The organism is Pseudoduganella sp. LjRoot289 (assembly GCF_964252925.1).
In the GTDB taxonomy this organism is placed as follows: Bacteria; Pseudomonadota; Gammaproteobacteria; order Burkholderiales; family Burkholderiaceae_D; genus Rugamonas.
In genome coordinates this window covers 2,199,484-2,223,407 of record NZ_CAXUPN020000001.1, presented here as the reverse complement: position 1 = coordinate 2,223,407, position 23,924 = coordinate 2,199,484, and the positions used below count along the sequence as shown (strand labels likewise).

The window sequence follows — 23,924 nt, the reverse complement described above, 5'->3', positions numbered from 1 at the left end:
TCCACGATGTAGAAATATTGCAGGCTGCATGCGGCCAGAAGTAGCCCTTCCGGTTTGCCCGGGCTTTGAGTAGAGGTTGAGTAAATGCAGTCCGCGCCTACACTGCCGGGCAGGCCCGAAACGCGACAGAAAAATTTCATTACATGGTAAATGCTGCGATATCTACTTAGACGATTTTCTGCGAAACAGGTCATCCCAGAATCTGCGAGTCCTAGGACCTCAGACTTTCTTGTTCGCTTGTTCGAGGGGCACGGTATCGAGTGTACGACCCACAACGATTGGGTTGTTCCAAATTCTGAACTTCCGGCCTTAAGAGCGACGTGGTTCCCGGGTTCATCGAGCGGGCGTTTAGATGTACAAGCGTTTGTCAGAGAGGGTGTGACGATTGACGAGTGCTTTGCAGGCATCGGCGAAGGTGAAGTTGGTCTAAACGATGCCCTGACGAACTTCACCGTTAACTCCTTTTATGTCCTGCTTGCTGCACTTTGGAATCAGAACGATGAAACCCAAGTAACCACGGAAGACTGGAGTATTGGTGGGAGGCGATACACTGCATTTATAGGAAACTTCGGGACTCGTGGCTCAGAAGGAGTTACAGCGGACATACCGGCTGACTTATTCGCTCAACTAGAGAACGTCATCAAACTTGACTCTCTGATGGGCAACCTGCATTGGTTTCGATTCTTCTTCTGCAACGTCGCTGGACAACGCACATTTGAAGCATTAAAGGATAATGAAATTTGGGAGGCAGGAACCCGCTGTCTTGAAGGCGTTCAATGGGCGGACAGTATGGGCTACTACAGCGTCCGATTGTTTGTGGCTCTCCGCGCCAGTTAGCCGATGGTCCCAAAGGATGGAAAAATTAGAGCTGCAATGAAACGTGAGGCAAGGTTCGGCCAGGAGCCGACGTTCAGCAATGGCTCTCCTCCATTTTAAAAAGGGCAGCAGCTGATCCAATCTATAACGTTCTAGTTGTTAAATATCTTTTCGGCATCGCTGGTCGTTTATCAAATAAAAAAAATAGAGCAAGAAAATGGGAAGGAATGCTGAGATGAAGATTAAATCTGTTCAAATCAAGAATTTCAGGACATTAAAAGATGTATCGATTACTTTTGAGTCCGTTACGACCTTTATTGGCCCAAACGGTGCCGGGAAATCGACGGTTCTTCGCGCACTGGATTGGTTCTTTAACGGCAAGCCTGGATCATTGACAGAGAAGGATTGCTCGTTTGGCGCAGATACCGAAAACATAGAAGTTCAGGTCACATTCAGTGACCTTACAGATAAGGATAGGGAAGCGCTTGGCAAGTACGCTCCTGAAGGAGCTGCCACCTTTACTGCGTGGAAGCGTCGAGCGCCCGATGGATCAGAGGTCCTGTCCGCTAATGCAAAGAGCTTCACGAGCTTTAATGCAATTAAAGCTGCTGGAACTGCGGGTGAGAAGAAGGAACTGTATTCAAGCCTGCGAAACGAAAAGCAGGAATGGGATCTTCCGAGCGCCTCGACGGCAGCGGCGATTGAGCAGGCAATGACGGCCTGGGAGGCTGCGCACACAGATCTACTAACGGACGCGCCTGAATCACTTCAGACAAACTTCTTTGGGTTCAACAGTGGTGGCAAGATGAGTGGACTCTTCGACTTTGTTTTAGTCACCGCTGATCTTCGTGCAAGTGAGGAATCCACTGATGGCAAGTCGAGTATCATAGGGCGAATTTTGGAGCGCTCAGTAGATCGCGCTGCGGCTGATGAAGAGATTGCCAAAATTGTTGAAGAATCGCGGGCGCTACAGCAAAAAGTGTATGAGGACAAGTTTAAGTCTCAGCTCGAGACTATGACGACAAAGCTCAATGCAGTCGTGAATTCTTATTCCCCCGGGCGGGCGGTCGCTGTGTCACCAGCTAATATCGAACTTAAAGCACCTAAAATGACGTTTGAAGTTGCGGTTCTGGATGGTTCCACACAAACATCTGTTGAGCGTCAAGGACACGGTTTTCAGCGGACGTTATTGATCTCGGCCCTGCAATTGCTTGCGCAATCAGGTGCAGCTTCAGAAGTCGGGGTGATCTGTATAGCGATTGAAGAGCCCGAACTCTTCCAACATCCTATTCAAGCACAGACCTTTGCGAAGGTTTTGCGATCGCTTGCCGAGGACGCTGGCAAGCGAATTCAGGTGACCTATGCGACGCATAGCCCTTACTTCCTCGAAGCTCGATATTTTAACCAAGTTAGAAGACTAACTAGATCGGCAGAAGATACGCCCGTTGTTTCAATTCACTCGGCCACTGTCGAGCATGTAAAGGAAAAATTAGATGGGGTTGTCAATGCTGAGACCGTCGAGCGTCAGCTTGATGGCATCATCGCTAGTCAATTGTCCGTCGCGTTATTTGCCCACCGTGCTTTGCTTGTCGAAGGAACTACTGAAGCCTCGGTCTTCCACGGCATCGGTGATAAATCGGCTCCTGGTGCGTTAGAAGCTGCCGGCATCGCGATCGTCCCAGTTGGGGGGAAGACTTCGATTCCTTTGGCGCACGCGATACTGACTTCGATCGGGATCTCTTCGTATGCGCTTTTCGATGCTGATGCTGGGTGCGAGGCTCGAGCTAAAGAAAAAGGTAAGAAGCAGGAAAAAATAGATGAAGAGCGCAGCAACCATGCAAAACAAAACCGTGCAATCCTTAGATATTTTGGTCTAGAGGAAGTCGATTTTCCTCCTGTGATTGTTTCTGATCAAGTTGCGAACTTTGAAGACCACCTTGAGGAGTTTCTCATAACGAATTGGCCAGAATGGGATACCGCCTGCAAGGAGGTCGAAGCAGCTGCGGGTATTGATTTGGCGAAGAATCAACTTGCTTATCGGACTGCGACGCTGAAAGCAGCAGGTAATGTGCCGGTTATGCTTGCACAAATAATGTCGAAAGCAATGGGCAGCTATTAGGTGGGATGTAATTCTGATTGTTGGCAGAAAGCACTGAACCTTGCCTGTAGGGATAGCGTGACGGCATTCGGTCAAATGCAACCGTTGAATATTTTTACATATTAAAAAAATTGATTACATCGGAAAGTATGGCGAATATCGAGTTCTGGCAAATTATTTGAATTAAAGATTGAGGCTTATTCGGCTATTAAATCCAATCAGGATGATTTCGACGTCACTGTAATTGCTCGAGATATGAAGGTTGTGAGAGTGCAGGTTAAAACTACAACACTGTGGAATGAAAGCACTAACAACTCTATCGCTGGACTTGAGAAGGGATATGATTTCATTGTCATAGTAATCGTAGATAGGAAAGAAATAGTAGAGGTAGCTGCTGGTAGCGGCGAAACTGACGATCTCAAACCGGAATACGATTATATACCTCACTTCTATATAATGACGAAAAAAGAAGCAATGACGGAGAAAGGTAGTTCAAAACAACTTGGTGTAAGTCGCAAAGTGAACAAAGAGTCCGTCATAAAAGAATCTTTGCGACCGTATCTAAATGCATGGAAAAAAATCACTCACGCAACACATGTCAGTTGACAAAAAACGGCCAAGAGCAGACGTTGCCAATTTTTGAAATATCCTCACTGCACTAGAATAGAGCTGATCTAATTTTTCTGCACTTCTCCGTGTACCGGCTGACAGCCCCCAACTTTAAGTGGATATCGAATAATATGGAATTTCGACACGCATATACTCTCATTAATCAAGCCGTTTGCGCCTTTAATGAGATTAAAGATCATGCTACAAAAAGAAAAATGGCCGAAGCAATAGTGATTTTGTTAGAAGTCGTTCCAACACTCCTGGCAAATAAAGTAGACACGGATTCATTTGCGAAATTTATTGAACAAGTAAAAACCGATATCGATAGCATCAGGGTTTTTGCATTTGTTTCGAGTCTTGAGGGGATATTAACTCCTAAGGCTAATCCGATATGCTTGAAAAATAGTAACCATGTGAATTGCGGTGGCCCTCCCAGCAGACAGTCCCGCTGTGATTTATGTGGTAAATCCGGGAAAATTTGATTATTGCTTAATTGCGAAGGTCAGAAAAGGGTTGATTTCGGCGGTTGTGACAGTCTGCGCATTTTTTTCGTTCGACATCGACTAGCGGCGGCCATTCGCGCCGATGTAAAGATGGTTAGGGTTAGCGTGAACGTTGATCCGATGCTGAACTGAGTGCTCTCCCTTAAACAAGGCCAAACTGTTGGATGAAATTTTGACTGCTGTACATTATGATTGACAGTCTTTTCCCTTTTAGGTATCTAAATGTTTGAAAATTTCGATTTCACCGTACTCAACGATCCGAACTACAAAGAAGACTCGGTCCGGGAGGATTTGATATCCCCCCTTTTGAAGGAACTTGGTTATCAACCAACCGGAAAACAGCGAATGCAGAGAAGCCAATCGCTGCCTCATCCTTTTGTAATGATTGGAAGCCAAAAACGGAAAATTCAAGTGATCCCCGACTACACGTTATTTCATGAGGATCAAGCAATTTTGATATTGGATGCCAAACGGCCTTCCGAAGCAGTGGTCCAATCTCAGCATGTTGAACAGGCTTTCAGCTATGCGATTCACCCGGAAATTAGAACTAAAAGCTATGCCCTTTGCAACGGCCATGAGCTGGTGCTATACGACATTGATCGAGCTGGCCCTGTGTTTCTCGTAAAAATGGCTGAGATAAACGATCGCTGGAATGACGTACTCAAGCACTTCTCTCCAGTGGCGTTACTTAATCACAGTCATCGCGCTTTTCAACCTGACTTGGGTTTTTTTCTGAAAAACGCTGGTTTTGACCAGGTCCATGATTTTACCTTCATAGATGCACGGATTACCTCTCTTGGGCATACCGCAGGAGGCGTGCTTACTGCTACTGCGTCGCCTGAAATGATTGAAGGCATGGCTTTTGCGGGTTCTTTTGATATGCCCTTGAATGTGCTACCTTCGATTCTATCGTGTCTACCACGTGAAGTAGGCGCAATGGTGTCCAATGCATTGAGTAATCCCCGATCAATTGTACACGTTGGTGGAGTTATTGCGATCACTTTGACTGCACAACTGGGAGTACAGGAGCTTGGTTCATTTCAGCATGACCCCCTGATTCCATTAATGGTCAAAAAAATTCAATCGATCTCCAGGGTTGATGCTTTTAAAGTAATGGCGAACTCGATTCCAGCTCATACTCTGAATTTGCCAACCATTTTGTCTTTTGTTTAGGGAACCGCAATGCTGCGTCACGCGATACGCTGCATTGAATGTCAAGCTATTCTGAATTTGACCTAACGATGTGTGAGTAATAGCGAGCTTTTTCTCTTGTGCCGCATGCCGCCGTCCTCGATTTCACTTTTGGCATATTATGACTTCGTTGTGTCCGCTATGGGGCGGGACCGGACGGAGGAGTGGCCGGATCTTATCCAGATTAACTATCCGCCTTCGGCTGGCTTTTTCGGCCGCACCAAGCTGGATACCAGCACGGCGGCTATAACCATCGTCCCGCCCAGCAGCACAGTGGCGCTCGGCGCGGCGCCGAATACCAGCCAAGCCAGCATGATCGCGTACACGGGCTCCATGCAGATGACGATCGCGACGGTCTGCGCCTTCACCTGTTCCAGCGCGTGGATCAGCATTGTGTAGGCCAAGCCGGTGCAGACCGCGCCCAGGCAGGCCAGCAGCAGCCATTCCCTGCCATCCAGCGTGAGCGCCTCGCGCCAGCCGAAGGGCGCCAGCACGCAGGCGGCAGCGAGGCATTGCCACCAGCAGGACTGGGCCGCGCTGGCGGCGCTGGACAGGTAGCGGTTGAACACGGCGATGCAGGCGTAGATCGCACCTGACAAGATCCCCCACAGCAGCCCGGCCGTGGCGCCGTTGCGCGGATCGAAGGCGGGCGTAATCAGCGTCAGCCCGGCCAATACCAGCACCAGGATCGCCACGTCCTTGCCGCGCAGCCGTTCACCGAGAATGGCCACTTCCAGCAGCGCCACGAACACGGGAAAGGAGGCGAAGCCCAGCGTGGCCAACGCCACGCCGCCGCTGCGCACCGCCATGAAGAAGGTCACCCAGTGCAGCGCCAGCACGACGCCCCCCGTCATCAGCTTAACCATGTCGCGCGCGGCCAGTCCCTGCCAGGGAACACGCCTGCTGACAGCCGAAAACAGGCCCAGCGCCAGCACGGCGAACACTGTCCGTCCCAGCACGATCATGGTCGGGCTGGCCGTCAAGACGTGGCCGAACAGCGCGGTGCTGCCGAACAACAATGCGGCGAGATGAAGTTTGAGCAGGGCGCTGGTGCGGGACATCGCGGCCATGGGAGTTCAGGGATGCCCATTAAACCCCATGGCGCGGGGATTGCCTATGGATTTGTGGCGCCGCTTACCAACCAATATCTTTCAGCAGCGGCAAGGTCAGATCCCGCGGCGGCGCCACGTCGTGCGACAGGTCGCCGCTGAGGAAGGGTTCCATCAGCTGGTTGGGCTTGGCGTCGGTGCTGTAATGTGACACGGACGAGCCGGGTTGCACGGGGTTCGGCGCATACATCAGGATGCGTCGCTCGGCATCCGTGCCGGCCAGTCTCATCGGGTTCACGCCCAGGCTGGCGATTACGCCCGACCGAGTGCGCGAACGCCGCAGCAACTGGCCGCGGATGGCGTTGCCGTCGGTCTGGCTGACCCGGATGGCCGGAATAGTGATGGCGGGATCCGCGCCGCCCAGCCCGGTCAGAGGTCCCGGTACGCTATCCACAACGATCATGGCGATGGCGCCGGCGTTCTGCACATTGAGCGCTTTCTGGACGAAGGGGCAGCTACCCCGGTCCACCAGCGCCACGTTGTGCTTGACGGCCAGTGCGTTGAGCGGCGACAGCGGGGCGCAGGCCAGGCCGGTGCCATTGGACTGGTCGACCACCGGCAGCACCTGCCCGGTGAGCGGCGGGTTTGCCAGAGGCGGCCCGAACGAAGCGTCGCCGACCTCGTAGTCGTGTGCCGCCGGGCCGGCTGCGGGGCCGGAAATGCCTAGCCTGGATACCGGGCCGAGTACGCCGGGCACGGAGGCGTTCACCGTTGCACCGTTCCAGGACAGCCCGTTCCCGCTAATGGCCGACGCGGCGCGCTGCGGCGGCGTCATTTCCACCCAGGAACGCTCGAGCTGGTTGTCGAGCAGGTAGTGGTCCCAAATCGACGGCGTGCCGGCGTAATAGGCGCCGTTGGCCTCGTCGGTGAAGGTCTGGAAGCCGAGGCCGTGCGCAATCTCGTGCAGCAGCACGGTGACCAGGTCGGTGCCGCTGCCGAAGTTGCCGTCCAGCCCCAGGTAGAAGCCGGCGCCGGGCAGGCAGTCCGCTGCCAGGCCCAGCCGGGAGTTGAAGGTGGCGCCGATGTGCGGATCGCTGGCAGGCGACTGGTCCGTACCGCTCAGCTTGCTGGCCAGCGCGGCGGGATACCAGGTGTTGGGCTTAAGCGCGCCGGGGAAGTCTGCGTACACGTCCCAAGCCCCGGCGGAGCCGAGTACACCGCTGCTGGCGGTGCAGGGGAGCGGGTCGAAACGGGCGAGGATGCGGATCGGCACCGTGCTGGTGAGCTGGCTGCCCCAGATATTGGCGGCATAGGTGAACGCGATCAGGCGTTGTTCTCCCAGCGTGGTGCCGGCGTTGCCGCCGACAGGCGCGGCCGGGGTCGGATCGTTGAAGCCTTCCCCTGCAGCGTCGCCGTTGAGGACGACAACGGGTACGGCGGCCGTGGCTGTGGCCGCGCCAAGGCAGGCGCAGAGAGTCAGGATTGCTGGCAGCGCGGCGCTTGCGGCGGCCAGTGCGCGGCGCAGCGCGGGCAAGCTAGCGGTCGTCATGGCTGTGCTCCTCGCGTAGTTGGCCGGACCGGGACTGGGCGGGGGCAGCGGAGCCGTCGCGCTGGACCGCAGCCGTGGCAGCGTCGGCGCCCTCGACGCAGGAGGTGACGAGCTTGCCTTCCGCGTCGCGCGTGGCCACCGAGTACACGGCGCGCGTGCTGACGCGCGACTGGCGCGTGCCGTCCGCCCGCACGCTGACCTGGGGCGCCGCCAGCGGCACGCGCACTTCCTGGGCCCGCAATGCGGCGAACTCGGCCGGGGTGGCGGGCCGCATGGCGCCGGTCACTGTGTCACGCACCATGATCATGCCGTCCTGCGCTGTGGCCATTGCGGTCGTGCCGGCAAGCAGCAAACTCAGTCCTGCGAACAGGCTTTGCCGGTAAGGGCGGCGCACAGCCGATGCGGCCCGTAGCGCTGCGCGCGCGGGCGCGAATGGCGGCGCCTCCCCGGCACCGGCCGGCGCGCTTGGGGTGCCGGGGCCGCCTGAGCTTCCTGCCCGCAAGCACGCGCGCCGTGCCTGCCACAGCAGCAGGGCCAGGCCGCCGCCGAGCATCAGCCATGCCGATGGCTCCGGCACGGCGGCGATGACCAGGCTGTCCACGCCGATGTAGTCGGCAGTGTCGCCCGCGCCGGTATAGCGGAAGGCGAAGCGCACGGCGGCCGGATCGGCGTTGACGCTGTATTGCGTCCAGCTGGACGGATAGGCGCTGGCGCCGCCTACGGTCAGCAGCAGATTGCTGAAATCGCCGAGCGCACTGCCGCCGGTCGAATAGCGCACCTCCAGCTGGTCGCTGAAGCCGGGCGTGCCGGTGCCGCGCGTGTAGAAGGTGAGGGTGGCCATGGCCGGCAGCGAGAACTGCGGCGTGATCAGCCAGTTGTCGATGCTGCCGCTGCCGCCGGCCACGCTGAGGAAGTTAGCTGCGACGTAGGCATTGACGCCCCCTGCCTGCGCCGGGAAGACGCCGCCGTTGCCCTGGAACCAGCTCAGTCCGGCGGGCACGCTCTGGTTGATGAAGGTCCATCCGCCCAAGGCTGCCACGTCGTCGAAGCCTGTACTGAGGATGGGAGGGGCGGCCTGCGCGGGCGTGACGCCGAGGATTGCCGCCGTCATTGCCATGGCCACGACGGCATAACGAGTTTTCATGATGCACTCTCCTTTTCACCGATCTAGTCAGCGCAGCGCAATATGCCCCGCGCGATTCAAGTGTAAGGAAAGACAATATTAAGATATTGATATTTGTTCTGCATCAAGCGATTAGTTGTCGAATTTCGCTACCTGCTTTGTCATATTGGCCATCATGGCCGCCTGCAGGTCGTTCGACATCAGCATGGCCGCGTTCCAGGTGGCGATATAGTTCAGGCCGTCCGCCACCGAGTGGTCGCGCGCATAGGTGATCATTTCCTTGGTGCCGCGCACCGCCAGCGGCGACTTGGCTGCGATGCCTGCGGCGATTTCGCGCACGCCCGTCTTCAGCGCCTCGGCCGTGTCGAATACACGGTTCACCAAACGCATCTCGCGCGCTTCGGCCGCGCCCACCTTGCGCCCGGTATAGGCCAGTTCGCGCGCCATGCCGTCGCCGACCAGCCTGGGCAGCCGCTGCAAGGTGCCGACGTCCGCCGTCATGCCGATATCGATTTCCTTCACGCTGAACCAGGCATCGGCCGAGCAGTAGCGCATGTCGGCGCAGGTGATCAAATCGATGCCGCCGCCGATGCAGGCGCCGTGGATGGCGGCCAGCACCGGTTTGCGGCAGCGCTCCAGGCTGCTCAGGCAATCCTGCAGGTCGAGGATGGTGCGGCGCAGGTTTTCGCGCGTGCGTCCGTCGCAGTCGTGGCGGATCGAGGACGCGAGCCCCATCATCATCTGCAGGTCGATGCCGGAGGTGAACAGCTTGCCTTCGCCTTCCAGCACCACCACGCGCGCTTCCGGCGTGCTGTCGGCCCACTCGAACGCGGTGCGGATCTCGTGCCACATGGCCAGGTTCATGGCGTTGGCCTTGTCCGGGCGGTTCAGGCGGATCACGGCGATGTGCTCTTCGAGGCTAACCTGCAGGGTTTCGTAGCTCATGGTGGTCTCTTTTGTTGGATTGTTCTAAGGTTATGGGGTGCCTAAGGCATTTTATGCGATTACAATGCAGCTTCCGTTATTAGAAACAGTGCTCTAGTGCAAAGCCGCCAACTCTATTTCCGCCTGCTCGCCCAGTTCCGTCCCTACCTCGGCGCAGCGATCGCCACGGTGTTCGCTGTCGGCGTGGCGTCGGCCACCGATGTCATGCTGATCCGCCAATTGCAGAACGTGGTGGATGCCTTGCGCCCCGCCGCTTCGGCGGCCGGTCCGCTGGGGGCTATCCAGGGTGCGTCCGGCGGCATGATGGTGGCGGTGCAAAGCTGGCTGGATTCCATTCTGCCCGGCAATCCGGCCGAGGCGGCGCTGTGGAGCATTCCCCTCGTCATCACGACCCTGGCGCTGCTGCGCATGGTCAGCACTTTCTGCGGCGACTATGGCGCGGCATGGCTGACCAGCCGCGTGCAGGCCAATTTGCGCGAGAGCATGTTCGCACGCCTGCTGCGCCTGCCCAACAACTACTACGACAAGACCTCGACCGGCGCCACGCTGTCGCGCGTGGCCTACGACGCGGCGCAAGTGGCGCAAGCGGGCTTGAGCGTGGTCAACGTCTTCGTGCGCGATTCCGTCGCCACCATCGGCTACCTGATTTTGCTGATCACCATCGACTGGCAACTGGCCACTTTCTGCTTCGGCTTGCTGCCGCTGGTGGCCGTGGTTGTGACGGTGGCGGGACGCCGCATGCGCCGCTTGGCCGAGGACGCGCAAGCCGCGATGGGCGAGCTGAGCAGCGTGCTCGACGAGAGCATCGGCGGCCAGCGCGTGGTGAAGATCTTCGGCGGCGAGCAGTACGAGCAGCGCCGCTTCCACAACGTGGTCAAGCACAACCGCCACCTGGCGGTAAAGCACGCGGCCACCGCCGCGGTGAACTCGGGCGCGATCATGATGCTGGTCGGCATTACGCTGTCGGCGGTGATCTATTTTGCGCTGCTGCGCGCGCGTGCCGGCCACTTGTCGCCGGGCGCCTTCGTCGCCTTCATGGTGTCGCTGATGGCGATGCAGTCGCCGATCAAGAACCTGACCAAGCTGAACGAACCGTTGCAGCGCGGCCTGGCCGCGGCCAAGTCCGTGTTCGGCCTGATCGACGCGCCGGCCGAAGTGGACGAGGGTACGCGCCCGCTGAAACACGCCAGCGGCGCCATCTCGCTGCAATCGGTAGGCTTCCATTACAACGCGTCCGACCCCGATGCGGCGCCCGCGCTGCGCGACGTGTCGCTCGACATCGCGGCCGGCGAGACCGTCGCGCTGGTGGGCGGCTCGGGCAGCGGCAAGACCACGCTGGCGGGCCTGCTGCCGCGCTTCTACGACGTCGGCAGCGGAAGGATCCTGCTCGACGGACACGACCTGCGCGAATACCGCTTGGCCGACCTGCGCTCGCAGATTGCGCTGGTGAGCCAGGATGTGGTGCTGTTCAATGACACGCTGGCGTCCAATATCGCTTACGGCGATCCGGCGCCGGACCAGGCCCGCGTCGAGGCGGCCGCGCGCGCGGCCTATGCGCACGACTTCATCATGAAACAGCCGCAGGGCTATGCGACGCAGGTGGGCGAAAACGGTTCGCGCCTGTCCGGCGGCCAGCGCCAGCGCATGGCGATCGCGCGCGCGCTGTACAAGAACGCCCCCATCCTGATCCTGGACGAGGCCACCAGCGCGCTGGACACCGAGTCCGAGCGCCAGGTGCAGGCCGCGCTGGAAGTGCTGATGCGGGGCCGCACCACGGTCGTCATCGCACACCGCCTCTCGACCATCGAGAAGGCCGACCGCATCGTGGTGATGGAGTCCGGCCGCATCGCCGAAGCAGGCAGCCACGACGCGCTGCTGGCCAAGGGCAGCCACTATGCCCGCCTGTACCAGACGCAGAAACAGGCACCGGTGCCGGGCTAATCCCTTAGCTGGGCCGGCGTTTTCGCGTCGTCGCCCAGCACGTCCTGGACGTAGAGCATCACCACCAGCACGATCAGCACCGCCGTCATCGGCGTGGCCAGCGCCACCCCCGCCATGCCGAACACGGCGCCGAACGTCACCTGCATGGTGATGGTGAGCGCCGGCGGCAGGGCTACCGTGCGCTGGTCTATCAGCGGTTCCATCAGATAGCCTTGCACCAGCTGGATGCCGCAGAACAGCAGCAGCACATACAGCGCTTGCGCCGGGCTGTCCGAGAACGCGATCAGCACGGCGGGCACGCCGGCCATCAGCGGCCCCACATAGGGGATGAAGTCGAGCAGGCCCGCGATGATCCCCAGCAGCAGCGCGAGCGGCACACCGAGCAGGGATAGCCCGACTGCCGTCATGACGCCCGCCGCGAGCATGGAACACGCTTTCCCCACCAGCCATTTGGACAGCGTGGTGCCGATTTCGTCGAGCACCTCGCGGGCGCGCGGGCGGCGCGACGGCGGTATCAGCGTGATGATGCCGTTGATGTAGAGGCGCGGGCGGATGGCGAAGTAGATGCCTACCGCCAGGATGATGACGGCGTTGCCCAGCGCACCGAGCACGCCCGAAAAGAACAGGCCCGCGTTCGGCACCATGGCGGCCATCTGGCGGCCGATCTCTTTGGTGGAAGGCAATTCATTGAGCAGCGAACGCAGCCTGGGGTAGCGCGCGATCGCTTCGCGCACCTGGTCGAGCGACGTGGGCACGACTTGCGCCAGGTGACTGGCCTGATCGGACAACTGCGGCGCCATCAGCCAGGCGCCCGCACCGAGCAGCGCGGCCAGCAGCGCCAGCACCAGGGCCAAGGCGGCGCGGCGCGAGGACAGGCCGAGGCGGCGCTGGGCGATGCGGGTCAGGGCGCACAGCAGGATGGAAAACAGGATGCAGGCGAAGATCAGCAACAGCGCATCCGCCGCGAACCACAGCGCGGCCAGCGTCAGCAGGAACATGGCGGCAATGCCGTCCATCAGCACGACGCGGTGCAGAAAGCCGCGTTGGCTGGAGTCGGCCGCCGGGAGTTGATCGTCGCTCATCCGTACATGATTGCGCATTTCGTAAAGCCGTGACGCACGTTGCGCCGCTGCCGCGATGTCGGTGCGGTCCTAGTGCAAGGACTGCAGATAGGCGGCGATATCGTGCGCATCCTGTTCCGATACCCCGAGCATGGGCATGGCGGTGCGCGGATCGGTGTGTTGCGGGTTGCGTATCCAGGCGACCATGCTGTCGGCGGAGTTGGGCAGGCGCCCGGCGATGAAAACGCGGCTGGCGACGCCTTCCAGCGGCGGCCCCACGTAGACGCGCGAGCCGGTGACGCCGGGGATCATGTGGCAGGCCTGGCAGGCGTATTGCGTCAGCGCCACGCGGCCGCGCTGCTGGTCGGGCGGCCGCGCCGGGGCGCTTGCGCTCGGCCCGGCGGCATGCCCGGCGGCGGCCACCTGCGCCGAGTAGGCTTGCGGCGTCAGCTTCGGCAATTCGGCCAGGAAAGCGACCGTGGCCCAGATGTCAGCGTCGCCGAGATGGTATTCCCAGGCCGGCATACCGCTCATCTTGATCCCATGCCGGACGATCCAGTACATCTCGGCGGCCTTCCAGCGGCGCGCGGCATCGACCAGAGGACCGGGCACCGGCTGCATGCCCATGCCGAAAACCTCTTGCGGCACGCCCGGTCCGCCGTGACAGGCCACGCAGTGTGCCTGATAGATAGCCGCGCCGCGCCGGATCAGCTCCGGACTGGCGAGCGCCGGCGCCTTGATCCCGCTTGCGTGCTTGCGCACCGACGCGTGCATGGCTTGCTCCAGCGCGCTGTGCACGGGCTGGAAGTGCTGGCGGTTGGCTGCCACGTCATACCAGCCCCATTCCAGCACCGCCACCGCTGCCAGCGCCCCGAGCGCAGCCGCCCCGGCGGCGACCGCCGCAAGGGTGAGCAGTATCAGACGGCGCCGGTTCGATCCCATATGCCCCGCGTTCTATTGAAAATTGGCCCAATTGGCATTCTTGTATTATAGCCATTCACCCACCAGGACAGGAGTCGCGCGGTGCGCACCCTACGGACAGCCTTCGCCATGCCTCTGGTCGCCGCCCTGCTTGCAGCATGCGGCGACGACGGACCGGTCACGGTCCGGGTACCGGGCGGGCGGGCGGAACTGGGCCGGGTGCTGCTGGCGCGTTACCAGTGTGCCGAGTGCCATCGCATTCCGGGCGTCGCGGGCGCCCAAGGCAACAGGGGACCGGCATTGGATGTGATAGGCCGCGCAAGCTATATTGCCGGCCATATTCCAAATTATCCGGAGGCGATGCAGCGCTGGATCGCCGACCCGCCCTCTCTAAAACCGGGCACCACGATGCCCTATATGGGCGTGCCGCCCGGCGATGCGCGCGACATGGCGGCCTACCTCTACACCTTGCGCTGACCATGGACGCCGTGCTCACCCCGGCCGGCGCCGATGCCGCTGTCATAGCGCAGATGGCATGGGTGCTGATTGCCGGGGGAACGCTGATATTCGGCGGCGTCATGCTGCTGCTCGGGCTGAGCTTGCGGCGGCGGGGGGATGCGGACAACACGGAAGGCCCAGAACGCTCAGGTGGCGCGGCAGGCGCGCATACCGGCAAGGCATTGCGGCCACGCCTGTGGATCGTGGGTGGCGGCCTGCTGCTGCCCGTATCCGTGCTGTCCGCGCTGATGGCGTACAACGTCTGGCGCAGCGCGCAGTTAGGCATGCCGTCCTCGCGCGGGGCGCTGGTGGTGTCGGTGACGGCGAAGATGTGGTGGTGGGAGGTGCGTTACCAGGATGCCTCGGGCGAGGTCGTGCTGGCCAATGAGCTGCACCTTCCGCTGGGGCGCCCGGTCTACCTCGCGCTCACCAGTTCGGACGTGATCCACAGTTTTTGGGTGCCTGCGTTGGCGGGCAAGGTGGACATGGTACCGGGCAGGATGACGGGACTGAGCGTGCGCGCCACGAAGGAGGGCGTGTACCGCGGCCAGTGCGCGGAATACTGCGGGACCCAGCACGCCCGCATGGCGCTGCACGTCGTCGCCGAGCGGCCGGAAGCGTTCGCCGCATGGCTGGCCCGCCAGGCGCAGCCCGCCGCGGGCTCTGCCCCGGCGCAATCCACAGAGAGGTCTGCCCAGGCGCAGACCGGCGAGGGCTCTGTCCGTGGGGTATCCGGTGCGTCGGACGGCCAGTGGTTCGCGGCGGCCGGCAACGGTGCCGATACGGCCAGGCCAGGGGCGGGCAAGCCCGAGGCGGCGAGCGTGCTTGCGCGCGGACGGGAAGCGTTTTCCGCGCATTGTGCGGTGTGCCACACGATACGCGGCGTGTCACAGCAAACGCTGGCCGGCGCGGGGCCCGACTTGACGCACGTCGGCAGCCGCCTGTACCTCGCCGCCGGCACGCTGCGCAACCAGCCCGGCGCGCTGGCCGCCTGGATCGCCGATCCACAGGCGCACAAGGCCGGCGCCCGCATGCCTTCGGCCACCGGGCTTGACGGTACCAGCCTGCTCGCCTTGGCAGCCTACCTGGAGCAGCTGAAATGAGCACGCTTCCCAATTCGCTGCCACGTCCGCCCGGTGAGCTCGAACAGCTTGAAAAAGCGTGGCGCACACCCAGCGGCTGGCGCTTCCTGAGCACTGTCAACAACACCAACATCGGCCGCCTCTACCTCGCCACGGCACTGCTGTTTTTCGTGCTGGCCGGTGTGCTCGGCTTGCTGATGCGCTTGCAGCTCGCCGTCCCGGACAATACCCTGCTGGACGCGGCCACCTACAACCAGGTGTTCACAATGCACGGCACGGTGATGATGTTCCTGTTCGCCATCCCCGTGGTGGAGGCCTTTGCCGTCTACCTGCTGCCGAATATGCTGGGCGCACGCGACCTGCCGTTTCCGCGTCTTTCCGCCTATGCCTATTGGGCTTACGCCATCGGCGGCCTGGCCTTCTTTTGCACCCTGTTCGCGGGCCTCGCTCCGGACGGCGGCTGGTTCATGTATCCGCCGCTGACCGGCAAAGCCTACTCGCCCGGCCTCGGCGCGGACTTCTGGCTGCTGGGCATAGGCTTCATCGAAATCTCCGCCATCGCTGGCGCGATAGAGCTGATCGTCGGCATCCTGTTCACGCGCGCGCCGGGCATGACATTGGCGAAGATGCCGGTCTTCGCCTGGGCCATGCTGGTGGTCGGCGTGATGATCGTGTTCGCCTTCCCGGCCGTGATCGCGGGCACCGCGCTGCTGGAACTGGAACGCGCCTACGGCTGGCCGTTCTTTATCGCTGAACGCGGCGGCGACCCGGTGCTGTGGCAGCACCTGTTCTGGTTCTTCGGCCATCCCGAGGTCTACATTATTTTTCTGCCCGCCGCGGGCATGGTCTCCACCATGCTGCCCGCCATCGCGGGCACGCCGCTGGCAGGACGGCGCGCCGTGATCTGGTCGATGATAGCAACCGGCGTCGTCAGCTTTGCCCTGTGGGCACACCACATGTTCGCCAGCGGATTGACGCTGCTGTCGGCCAGCCTGGTGTCCGGCGCCAGCATGGTGGTTGCGCTGCCCGCGTCGGTGCAGGTGTTCGCCTGGATCGCCACGCTGGCGAGCGGCACGGTGCGCCTGAACGCGCCCGCGCTGTTCACGCTCGGCTTCCTGTTCATCTTTTCGCTTGGCGGCCTGACCGGGGTGATGGTCGCCGTGCTGCCGTTCGACTGGCAGGTGCACGATACCTATTTCGTCGTCGCCCACCTGCACTACGTCCTGGTCGGCGGCATGCTGTTCCCCGTATTCGCCGCCATCTACTACTGGCTGCCGCTGGTGAACGGGCACACCATGTCCGAACGCCTGGCGCGCTGGATCTTCGCCCTGATGTTTGCCGGCTTCAACCTCGGCTTCTTCACCATGCACATCACCGGCCTGCAGGGCATGCCGCGCCGCGTCTATACCTATGCGCCCGATCTGGGATGGAATGGCTTGAACATGGCGTCCACCGTCGGCGCATTCGTGTTCGCCGCCGGGGTGTTGCTGTTTACGCTGGACATGGCGCGCACGCTGCTCCGCCCCAGGCAAGCGAAGGGCAATCCATGGAATGCGCCGACCATGGAATGGCTGCCGGACGCCGACTACGGCATGCGCAGCATCCCGTCGGTGGCTTCGCTCTATCCGCTTTGGGAACGGCCTGGCCTGGCCAAGGAGGTTGAACAGGGCGCTCACTATCTGCCGGGGACCGCCACAGGCCGGCGCGAAACCATCTATACCAGCGCGCTGCGGGCCAAGCCGCTCTACCTGCTGATACTGCCGGGCGACGGCTGGTCGCCGCTCCTTGCCGCCGCCGGGACAGCCGGCTTCTTCCTGCTGCTGACGGTCAAATGGACGCTGGCTGCTTGGTTGTGCGCTGTCGTCGCGGTGGCGGCCATCATCGCGTGGCTGTGGCAGTCGGACCGGCCGCCGGCCATGGCGCTGGCGCGGGTGGCGGATGCGGCCTTGCCCGCCGGCGCGGATAATGGGGGCGATGAAGCTCTGTTGCCGGTCGGCGAGCGCGGCCGGGCTGGGCACTCGTGGTGGGCCTGTGTCGTCATGCTGGTGGTCGACGCATGCATCTTTGCGTCTTTCGCCTTCACGTACATCCACTTGTCGATGCGGCTCGCGGTCTGTCCGCCGCCCGGCGCAAGTTTGCCTGCGCCGATGTGGTCCTGGCTGTCGTGTGGTTTGCTGCTGGCCGGGTCGGCCGCGATGTGGTTTGCCTGCAGGCCGCACCATCTGGCACAAACAGGTTCGCAAGCGGGTTCACAAACCCCGTCGCAACGTGGATTGCGCCTGCTCGTCATGGCAAGCCTGTTTTGCATGCTGGGATCTTTCGGCTGCGACCTCGCCGGCCAGTTGCTGGTGCGGCTGCAGCCCGCGCGGGATGGCTGGAGTGCCTCGGTGGCGGTAATCGTAGCCTATCAGGGCTTGCACGTGCTGCTCCTGGCGCTGGTGGCGCCCTACCTGTGCGTCCGTTCCTGGAGCGGGCACTTGACGGCGGCCAGTCAGGCGACGTTGAAGAACGCGGCGCTGATCTGGCATTACACCACGGCGCAAGGGCTGGCAGCGGCGGTGCTGCTGTGCGCCATGGCCGCTTAAAGGGAGCACTTAAAAGGAGTACACCACCGTCAGCGACGTTTGCGTATCGGTGTTCTCTTTCTTCTCAGGCACGTTGGTGTCGCTGCGGGCGCTGAAGGCGGCCTTCATCTGCATGGTGCCGTTGATCTTCGTGCTGAGCGCCGATTCGGCCTGCGAGTGCAGGTTCGACGTGCCGCGCTCCATGCTGACCGTTTGCGTGAACAGGGCGGACGGGCTGACCTGCCAGCGCATCGACGCGGCGCCGCGCACCGTCACGCCGTTTTCCGATTCGCCGGTGGCGCGGGTGCCGCTGAAGTAGCCCGGACCCAGTTCGACGTCCAGCGTCTTGTCGCGCGACTTGAACCAGCGCGAACTATGGCCGACCGCCAGCGAACTGTATGTGGTGTAGGCGCCGAACTTGTCGTCCACGTGCGAGCCAAGCACGAACAGTTTCTTGTTCTCGTCAAGCAGCTTGTACGCCGCCTTGGCGGAAGCGGCGAAGCGCTCGGCGGAGCGGATACGCTGCTTCTCGCCATTCTCCAGGTGCTTCTCGTCTTCCTTGAAGTAGCCGCTGAGGATGAACTCGTTGCTCCAGCTGTCCAGTTCCTGACGCGCATCGATCTTGCCGGTCACGGAAGTGCCGACCGTGTTGCCGGTGGTGGTGATGGCGCCCAGCTCGGCGGACGTGCTCCAGGTGCGTTCCGGGATGTCTTGAGCGGCTGCGCCGCCGTGCGCGACGGCGAGCGTCAGCGCGAATATCGGGATCAGTTTCATGTCATTTTTGACGCGTGCGGTGAGCCGGTATTGTACCTGAACGCCATTGGCTCGCCCGCACGTGTGACATTTCCTTACGTATTGGCTTATGCAGCGAAGCCGCCATCTATCATCAGGCTGGCGCCGGTGACGAAAGCCGCTTCAGGGCTGGCCACGTATGCGACCATGCCGGCGATTTCTTCAGGGCGGCCGTGGCGCGGGATCGCCATCAAACCATGCATCACGGTGGCAAAGTCGCTATTGGCCGGGTTCATATCGGTGTCGACCGGGCCGGGCTGCACGTTGTTGATGGTGATGCCGCGCGGCGCGAGGTCGCGCGACAGGCCTTGTACAAGGCCGAGCAGTGCGGACTTGCTCATGGCGTAGACGGCCCCGCCGGCGAACGGCATGCGGTTCGCGTTGGTGCTGCCGATGTTGATGATGCGGCCGCCCTTGTCCATGAACGGCAGCACCGCCTGCACAGCCACGAACACGGCGCGGATGTTGACCGCCACGGTGTCGTCGAAGTCCTTCAGCGAGAACTCGGCCACATCGCCCATGCGCAACACGCCGGCGTTGTTAACCAGGATGTCGATCTTGCCGAACTGCTTGGCGGCCTGGCCGATGGCGGCGGTGACGGCATCCGCGTCGGCGGCATCGGCCTTCAGCGCCAGGGCCTTGCCGCCTGCTGCGGTGATGCTCGCGGCCAGCGCGTCGGCCACTTCGGACGAGGACTGATAGGTGAAGGCGACGGCGGCGCCGCCCTGGGCCAGGCGGCGTACGACTGCCGCGCCGATGCCGCGTGCACCGCCGGTGACGAAGGCGACTTTGTTGGCGAAGGTGGTGTTGCTGGTGCCGCTGGTGATGTTGGTGGTGGTCATTTTGAATCTCCTTGAGGTGGGTTGATGAATTCAGTATGTCCTTGTTATTGCCTCTCCGGTAGCCGGTAATCCCGCATAGGAGTTTCAACCAATGGTATAAAATGGACCAATGGAAGCCCTCAATTACCTTGAATCCTTCATCCACTCCGCCGAGACCGGCAGCTTTTCCGCCGCCGCGCGGCGCCTGGGGCTGACCCCGGCCGCGGTCAGCAAGAACGTGGCGCGCCTGGAGGCCAGCCTGGGACTGCGGCTGTTCCAGCGCAGCACGCGCAGCCTCACGCTGACCGACGGCGGGGAACGCTTCCTCCACCAGGTCGGGGGCGCTTTTTCCACCGTGCGCGATGCCATTGCCAACGCGGCCTCGGACGACGGGGAGCCGTCGGGCGTGCTGAAAGTGGGGATGGCGCTGGCGTTCGGGCGCGAATATCTGCTGCCGCTGCTGGACGACTTCCTTCAGCGTTACCCTGCAGTGCTGCCGGACTGGCATTTCGACAACCGCGCCGTCGACCTGGTTGGCGGCGGTTTCGACGCGGCGGTGGGCGGCGGCATCGAGCTGAAACCGGGGGTGATAGCCAGGGAGCTGGTCAGCGTCGATGTCGTGGCGGTGGCGTCGCCCGCCTATATGGCCGGGCGGGCCATGCCGCAGCATCCCAACGAACTGGCGCAGCTGGACGGCATCGTGCGCCGCTCGGCGGGCACGGGCCGCGTCAAGGTCTGGACGCTGCTGCACGACGACGGCGACGAGGGGATGGCGGCCAGCCGCCCGCGCGCGATATTCGACGACCCGGAGGCGATGGCGCATGCGGCCATGCGCGGCCTTGGCGTGGCGCTGCTGCCGATGCCGCATGCATCGCGCTGGTTGAGAAGCGGCGCGCTGCTACGGCTGCTGCCGGGCTGGTGTGCGGACGCCGGGCCAGTGTCGATCTATTACCCGAGCAAGAAGTTCCTGCCCGCGAAAACCCGGGCGTTTGTGGACTGCGTGGTGGAGCATTTCCGGCAGCCGGAAGTGGCGGCCATCTTCGACAGCCGGCGCTAGGGGCGCCTGGCCTGCTGTGGCACACTTTAGGGGACTTCGACAGGTACTCGCGGTTCCCTTTAGTAGCCCGTCAAGGCTTTGCAGCTTCCTCGGCCAGTTTGCGTTCCAGTTTCGCGCGGCCCAGCGCGGCATAGTTGCGGCAGCCCTGCGCGTCGATGAACGCCGAATTTCCCGCCTGACCCTGCTTCGCCTTTCGGGCCCACAGGTCGGACGCTTCGGGGTGGGCCGAGACCAGGATGTCGCAATCGAGGGCGGCGACCCTGGCGATGGACTGTTCGAGGTCGGCGCGCGCGTTCGGGTAGGCCGGGTCGCCGCTGTAGCGGAAGGTGCCGGCCGAGAGCGCATTCAGGCTGTCGGCGTACACCATGCTGGCGGTCTTGCCGCCTTCGGTGGAAAGCCAGGTCCAGCTGGTGCCGCCTTGCGTATGGCCGGGGGTGTAATGCGCGGTCACCGCCAAGGGCCCGAGTGTGACGGTTTCGCCGTCGCCCACCGCGCGCGTGTTGGCCACCGGGCTGAAAGGCGACAGGTCGGCAAACTGCGGGTCGCCGCTGTTGGCCAGGCCGGTGCGCAGCACGGACTCGCCCTTGACGCTGGCAAGCACGGCGGCGCCCGTGAGGCGCTGCAGTTCCGCTATGCCCCCGGCGTGGTCGTGGTGTTCATGCGAATTCAGGATGTATTTGACGTCCGTCAGCTTGTATCCAAGCTTGCGGATATGCTGGGCGATCTGGACCGGCGACCTGGCGCTGCCGCCGTCGATCAGGATGTGGCCCGCAGGGGAGGTGATCAGCACTGAGCTCAAGCCCTTCGGCCCCACGTAGTAAGTATTGCCAAAGATGGCAAACGGTTCCTGCGGATCGTTCCAGTCCGAACCGGCTGCCGGCGCGAGCGGCAGGCTGGCTGCGAGGGCGGCGGACAGGAGCAAGCGTTTCAATCGTGTCATTTCTCTTCTTTCACAGGTTTGCGACGAATGCCACTATAATGCGACACTGGTCACAACCGTGTCAAGAGATTACTGTTTAAGGTTCAACCGAGTGCGCGCGCTTCAGGCAGCGCAGCACGAAGGTCGAGCGGCTGTGGCGCAGGCCGGGCAGTTTGTAGAGTTTGCGGCGCAGGAATTCTTCGTAGCCCGCCGTGCCGGCCACCGCCACCTTGATCAGGTAGTCATACTCGCCGGTCAGCAGATAGGCTTCTATCACTTCGGGCAACTCCGCAAGCGCCTCGCCGAACTTTCCGAAGATCTCGTCGTCGTGCCGGTCCAGCGTGACTTCGATGATAACGGTGTCCGGCAGGCCGAGCGCGTGCTGGTTCAACAGCGCCGTGTAGCCTTCGATCACGCCGCTTTCCTCGAGCGCGCGCACCCGGTTCCAGCACGGCGTGGTGGACAGGCCAACCTGTTCGGCCAGCTTGGTATTGCTCAGACGCCCGTCACGCCGCAGGGCGCGCAGGATGCGGCGGTCGGTTTCATCGATGTCAGGATGGTTGTTCATGGTTTTGGATTGAGGAAAGAAGAATATTCTCCATTCTAGCCAAAACCGGACAATATTTGGATGCCTATTTTGCGGGCGCGGCTGCATACTTCTTGCATGAACACGCCAACCACCCCTGCCCAAAAAAGCCTGCGCTTCACCATCGAAGCCGATGCAGCCCTCGCCACGCTCGAAAACGCGCTCGCCATCGTGCGCCGGGCAGGAATTGCGCTGGACGGAATGCGAATTAGCGCAGACGCGCAGGGATTGGAGGTATGGATGCGGCTGGCAGCGCCGGAGGAGGATCTTCTGACGTTGTGCCGCATGCGGCTGCACAACGTTGTCGGCATACTGGCGATCAAGGAATCGCCGGCGCCCAAGCCATCATCCCGGAAGGTAGGCGTACTTGAACGCGAACACCAGGGCGATGATCCACACGATAGGCTTGACTTCGCGCGCGCGTCCGGTAAACAGCTTGAGCACCGCGTAAGTGATGAAGCCGAAGGCGATGCCGTGCGCGATGGAATAGGTGAAAGGAATCATGATGGCCGTGATGGCGGCCGGCACGCTCTCGGTGGTTTCCCCCCATTCCAGGTCCACCAGGTCGCGCAGCATCAGGCAGGCTACGAACAGTAGCGCGGGCGCCGTCGCGTAGGCCGGCACGGCGCCGGCCAGCGGCGAAATGAACAGGCACGCCAGGAACAGCATGGCCACCACCAGAGCCGTCAGCCCCGTGCGGCCGCCGGCCTGCACGCCCGCAGCGCTCTCCACGTAAGCCGTGGTGCTGGACGTGCCAAGCAGCGATCCGGCGACGATGGCGACACTGTCGGCCAGCAGCGCCTTGTTCAGGCGTTCCATCTTGCCGCCGACCAGCAGGCCCGCACGCGCTGCCACGCCCATCAGGGTGCCGGTGGCGTCGAACAGCTCGACCAGGAAGAACACCAGCACCACGTTGACGATGCCAACCGACAGCGCGCCCTTGATATCCAGCTGGAGCAAGGTCGGGGCCAGGGTAGGCGGAGCGGAGAAGACGCCGTGGAAAGTGTTCCCGCCGAAGACGAAGCTGAGCAAGGTCACCACGACGATGCCGATCAGGATGGCGCCTTTCACTTTCAGGCGGTCCAGCACCACGATCAGCATGAAGCCGAAGATGGCCATCAGCGCGGGCGGTTTGTGCAGGTCGCCCGCCGCGACCATGGTGGCGGGGTTGGCGGTGACGATGCCCGCGCTCTTGAGCGCGATCAGCGCCAGGAACAGTCCGAGGCCGACCGTGATGGCGGTACGCAGGGAATGCGGAATACCGTTGACGATCATGCCGCGCAGTCCCAGCAGGCTGACAATGACGAACAGGCAGCCCGAAATGAAGACCGCGCCCAGCGCCGATTGCCAGGGCACGCCCATGCCCAGCACCACGGCATAGGCGAAGTAGGCATTCAAGCCCATGCCGGGCGCCATGCCGATCGGGTAATTCGCGTACAGCGCCATGATGGCCGTGCCCAGGGCGGCGGCAAGGCAGGTGGCGACGAAGACCGCTTCCTTGGGCACGCCGGCATCACCTAGGATGGCCGGATTGACGAAGATGATGTAGGCCATGGTCAGGAAGGTAGTGATGCCCGCCACCGTTTCGGTACGGACGTCGGTACCGGCTTCCTTTAATTTGAATAGCTTCTCAGCGATGGTCATTGCAGCTCCCGGGATGATGTCCAAGGGAGCATAGCATTTCTGGCTCAAGCGCCCCCTGTTGCCGCGCGGACCCGGCGTTGTACAATAGGCATCCATAAGACCTACGACCCGGCGATGCGATTACGTACCCACTATTGGTTACTGGCTTTTTCAAT

General features: G+C 61.7%; 21 protein-coding genes. 10 read left to right on the top strand and 11 right to left on the bottom strand.

What is annotated here, in order from left to right; genetic code table 11:
• Positions 1 to 150 precede the first annotated feature (150 nt).
• The 5 genes from ACSQ8Y_RS09480 (at position 151) to ACSQ8Y_RS09460 (ending at position 5,199) form a co-directional block, all read left to right on the top strand.
• Positions 151 to 837, top strand: a complete 687-nt coding sequence (locus ACSQ8Y_RS09480; RefSeq protein ID WP_436266199.1) for a DUF6348 family protein — start codon at positions 151 to 153, stop codon at positions 835 to 837.
• Positions 838 to 1,051: 214 nt separating this feature from the next.
• A complete protein-coding gene (locus tag ACSQ8Y_RS09475; RefSeq protein ID WP_436266198.1) occupies positions 1,052 to 2,935 on the top strand; it encodes an ATP-dependent nuclease in 1,884 nt (627 codons plus the stop codon).
• A gap of 234 nt (positions 2,936 to 3,169) precedes the next feature.
• Positions 3,170 to 3,520 (top strand): hypothetical protein, encoded by a 351-nt coding sequence (locus tag ACSQ8Y_RS09470; protein ID WP_436266197.1) that lies wholly within the window; start codon positions 3,170 to 3,172, stop codon positions 3,518 to 3,520.
• Positions 3,521 to 3,654: 134 nt separating this feature from the next.
• On the top strand, positions 3,655 to 4,005 hold the full coding sequence (locus tag ACSQ8Y_RS09465; RefSeq protein ID WP_436266196.1) for a hypothetical protein: 351 nt from the start codon (positions 3,655 to 3,657) through the stop codon (positions 4,003 to 4,005).
• Between the two features lie 243 nt (positions 4,006 to 4,248).
• The gene (locus ACSQ8Y_RS09460) at positions 4,249 to 5,199 is read left to right on the top strand and encodes a hypothetical protein (protein ID WP_436266195.1); all 951 of its coding nucleotides are present in this window, start codon (positions 4,249 to 4,251) and stop codon (positions 5,197 to 5,199) included.
• Positions 5,200 to 5,405: 206 nt separating this feature from the next.
• On the opposite strand, the gene ACSQ8Y_RS09455 is transcribed toward ACSQ8Y_RS09460, so the two are convergent.
• From ACSQ8Y_RS09455 to ACSQ8Y_RS09440, 4 genes are all read right to left on the bottom strand, one after another.
• Positions 5,406 to 6,287 (bottom strand): DMT family transporter, encoded by an 882-nt coding sequence (locus ACSQ8Y_RS09455; protein WP_436266194.1) that lies wholly within the window; start codon positions 6,285 to 6,287, stop codon positions 5,406 to 5,408.
• 64 nt (positions 6,288 to 6,351) lie between these two features.
• The gene (locus tag ACSQ8Y_RS09450; RefSeq protein WP_436266193.1) at positions 6,352 to 7,815 is read right to left on the bottom strand and encodes a PA domain-containing protein; all 1,464 of its coding nucleotides are present in this window, start codon (positions 7,813 to 7,815) and stop codon (positions 6,352 to 6,354) included.
• Complete coding sequence (locus tag ACSQ8Y_RS09445) at positions 7,802 to 8,959, bottom strand: choice-of-anchor J domain-containing protein (RefSeq protein WP_436266192.1); 1,158 nt, start codon at positions 8,957 to 8,959, stop codon at positions 7,802 to 7,804. Before ACSQ8Y_RS09445 ends, ACSQ8Y_RS09450 begins: the two co-directional genes overlap by 14 nt.
• A 111-nt stretch (positions 8,960 to 9,070) precedes the next feature.
• Positions 9,071 to 9,883 carry a crotonase/enoyl-CoA hydratase family protein gene (locus tag ACSQ8Y_RS09440; RefSeq protein ID WP_436266191.1) on the bottom strand — a complete coding sequence of 271 codons (813 nt, stop codon included), beginning with the start codon at positions 9,881 to 9,883 and terminating at the stop codon, positions 9,071 to 9,073.
• A 96-nt stretch (positions 9,884 to 9,979) separates the two neighbouring features.
• On the opposite strand from ACSQ8Y_RS09440, the gene msbA reads away from it, so the two are divergent.
• Positions 9,980 to 11,824, top strand: coding sequence for a lipid A export permease/ATP-binding protein MsbA (gene msbA, locus ACSQ8Y_RS09435; protein ID WP_436266190.1), 1,845 nt, complete (start codon positions 9,980 to 9,982; stop codon positions 11,822 to 11,824).
• On the opposite strand, the gene ACSQ8Y_RS09430 is transcribed toward msbA, so the two are convergent.
• Complete coding sequence (locus tag ACSQ8Y_RS09430; protein WP_436266189.1) at positions 11,821 to 12,906, bottom strand: AI-2E family transporter; 1,086 nt, start codon at positions 12,904 to 12,906, stop codon at positions 11,821 to 11,823. The genes msbA and ACSQ8Y_RS09430 overlap by 4 nt on opposite strands.
• A gap of 69 nt (positions 12,907 to 12,975) precedes the next feature.
• Positions 12,976 to 13,827, bottom strand: a complete 852-nt coding sequence (locus tag ACSQ8Y_RS09425) for a c-type cytochrome (protein ID WP_436266188.1) — start codon at positions 13,825 to 13,827, stop codon at positions 12,976 to 12,978.
• A gap of 81 nt (positions 13,828 to 13,908) precedes the next feature.
• Here ACSQ8Y_RS09425 and ACSQ8Y_RS09420 point away from each other — a divergent pair, with 81 nt between their 5' ends.
• From ACSQ8Y_RS09420 to ACSQ8Y_RS09410, 3 genes are all read left to right on the top strand, one after another.
• Positions 13,909 to 14,283, top strand: coding sequence for a c-type cytochrome (locus ACSQ8Y_RS09420; protein ID WP_436266187.1), 375 nt, complete (start codon positions 13,909 to 13,911; stop codon positions 14,281 to 14,283).
• 203 nt (positions 14,284 to 14,486) lie between these two features.
• On the top strand, positions 14,487 to 15,407 hold the full coding sequence (locus ACSQ8Y_RS09415) for a cytochrome c oxidase subunit II (protein ID WP_436266186.1): 921 nt from the start codon (positions 14,487 to 14,489) through the stop codon (positions 15,405 to 15,407).
• The gene (locus tag ACSQ8Y_RS09410; protein ID WP_436266185.1) at positions 15,404 to 17,971 is read left to right on the top strand and encodes a cbb3-type cytochrome c oxidase subunit I; all 2,568 of its coding nucleotides are present in this window, start codon (positions 15,404 to 15,406) and stop codon (positions 17,969 to 17,971) included. Before ACSQ8Y_RS09415 ends, ACSQ8Y_RS09410 begins: the two co-directional genes overlap by 4 nt.
• Before the next feature lie 9 nt (positions 17,972 to 17,980).
• Here ACSQ8Y_RS09410 and ACSQ8Y_RS09405 read toward each other — a convergent pair whose 3' ends face one another.
• A complete protein-coding gene (locus ACSQ8Y_RS09405; protein WP_436266184.1) occupies positions 17,981 to 18,724 on the bottom strand; it encodes a DUF481 domain-containing protein in 744 nt (247 codons plus the stop codon).
• Between the two features lie 86 nt (positions 18,725 to 18,810).
• Positions 18,811 to 19,584, bottom strand: a complete 774-nt coding sequence (locus ACSQ8Y_RS09400) for an SDR family oxidoreductase (protein ID WP_436266183.1) — start codon at positions 19,582 to 19,584, stop codon at positions 18,811 to 18,813.
• A gap of 109 nt (positions 19,585 to 19,693) precedes the next feature.
• Between ACSQ8Y_RS09400 and ACSQ8Y_RS09395 the strand changes: the two genes are divergently transcribed.
• A complete protein-coding gene (locus ACSQ8Y_RS09395) occupies positions 19,694 to 20,620 on the top strand; it encodes a LysR family transcriptional regulator (protein WP_436266182.1) in 927 nt (308 codons plus the stop codon).
• Positions 20,621 to 20,690: 70 nt separating this feature from the next.
• Here the strand turns inward: ACSQ8Y_RS09395 and bla are convergent, their stop codons facing one another.
• From bla to ACSQ8Y_RS09380, 3 genes are all read right to left on the bottom strand, one after another.
• Positions 20,691 to 21,560, bottom strand: coding sequence for a subclass B3 metallo-beta-lactamase (bla, locus tag ACSQ8Y_RS09390; RefSeq protein ID WP_436266181.1), 870 nt, complete (start codon positions 21,558 to 21,560; stop codon positions 20,691 to 20,693).
• 76 nt (positions 21,561 to 21,636) lie between these two features.
• Positions 21,637 to 22,107 (bottom strand): Lrp/AsnC family transcriptional regulator, encoded by a 471-nt coding sequence (locus ACSQ8Y_RS09385; RefSeq protein ID WP_436266180.1) that lies wholly within the window; start codon positions 22,105 to 22,107, stop codon positions 21,637 to 21,639.
• Positions 22,108 to 22,470: 363 nt separating this feature from the next.
• A complete protein-coding gene (locus ACSQ8Y_RS09380) occupies positions 22,471 to 23,769 on the bottom strand; it encodes an NCS2 family permease (RefSeq protein WP_436266179.1) in 1,299 nt (432 codons plus the stop codon).
• Positions 23,770 to 23,924: the final 155 nt, after the last annotated feature.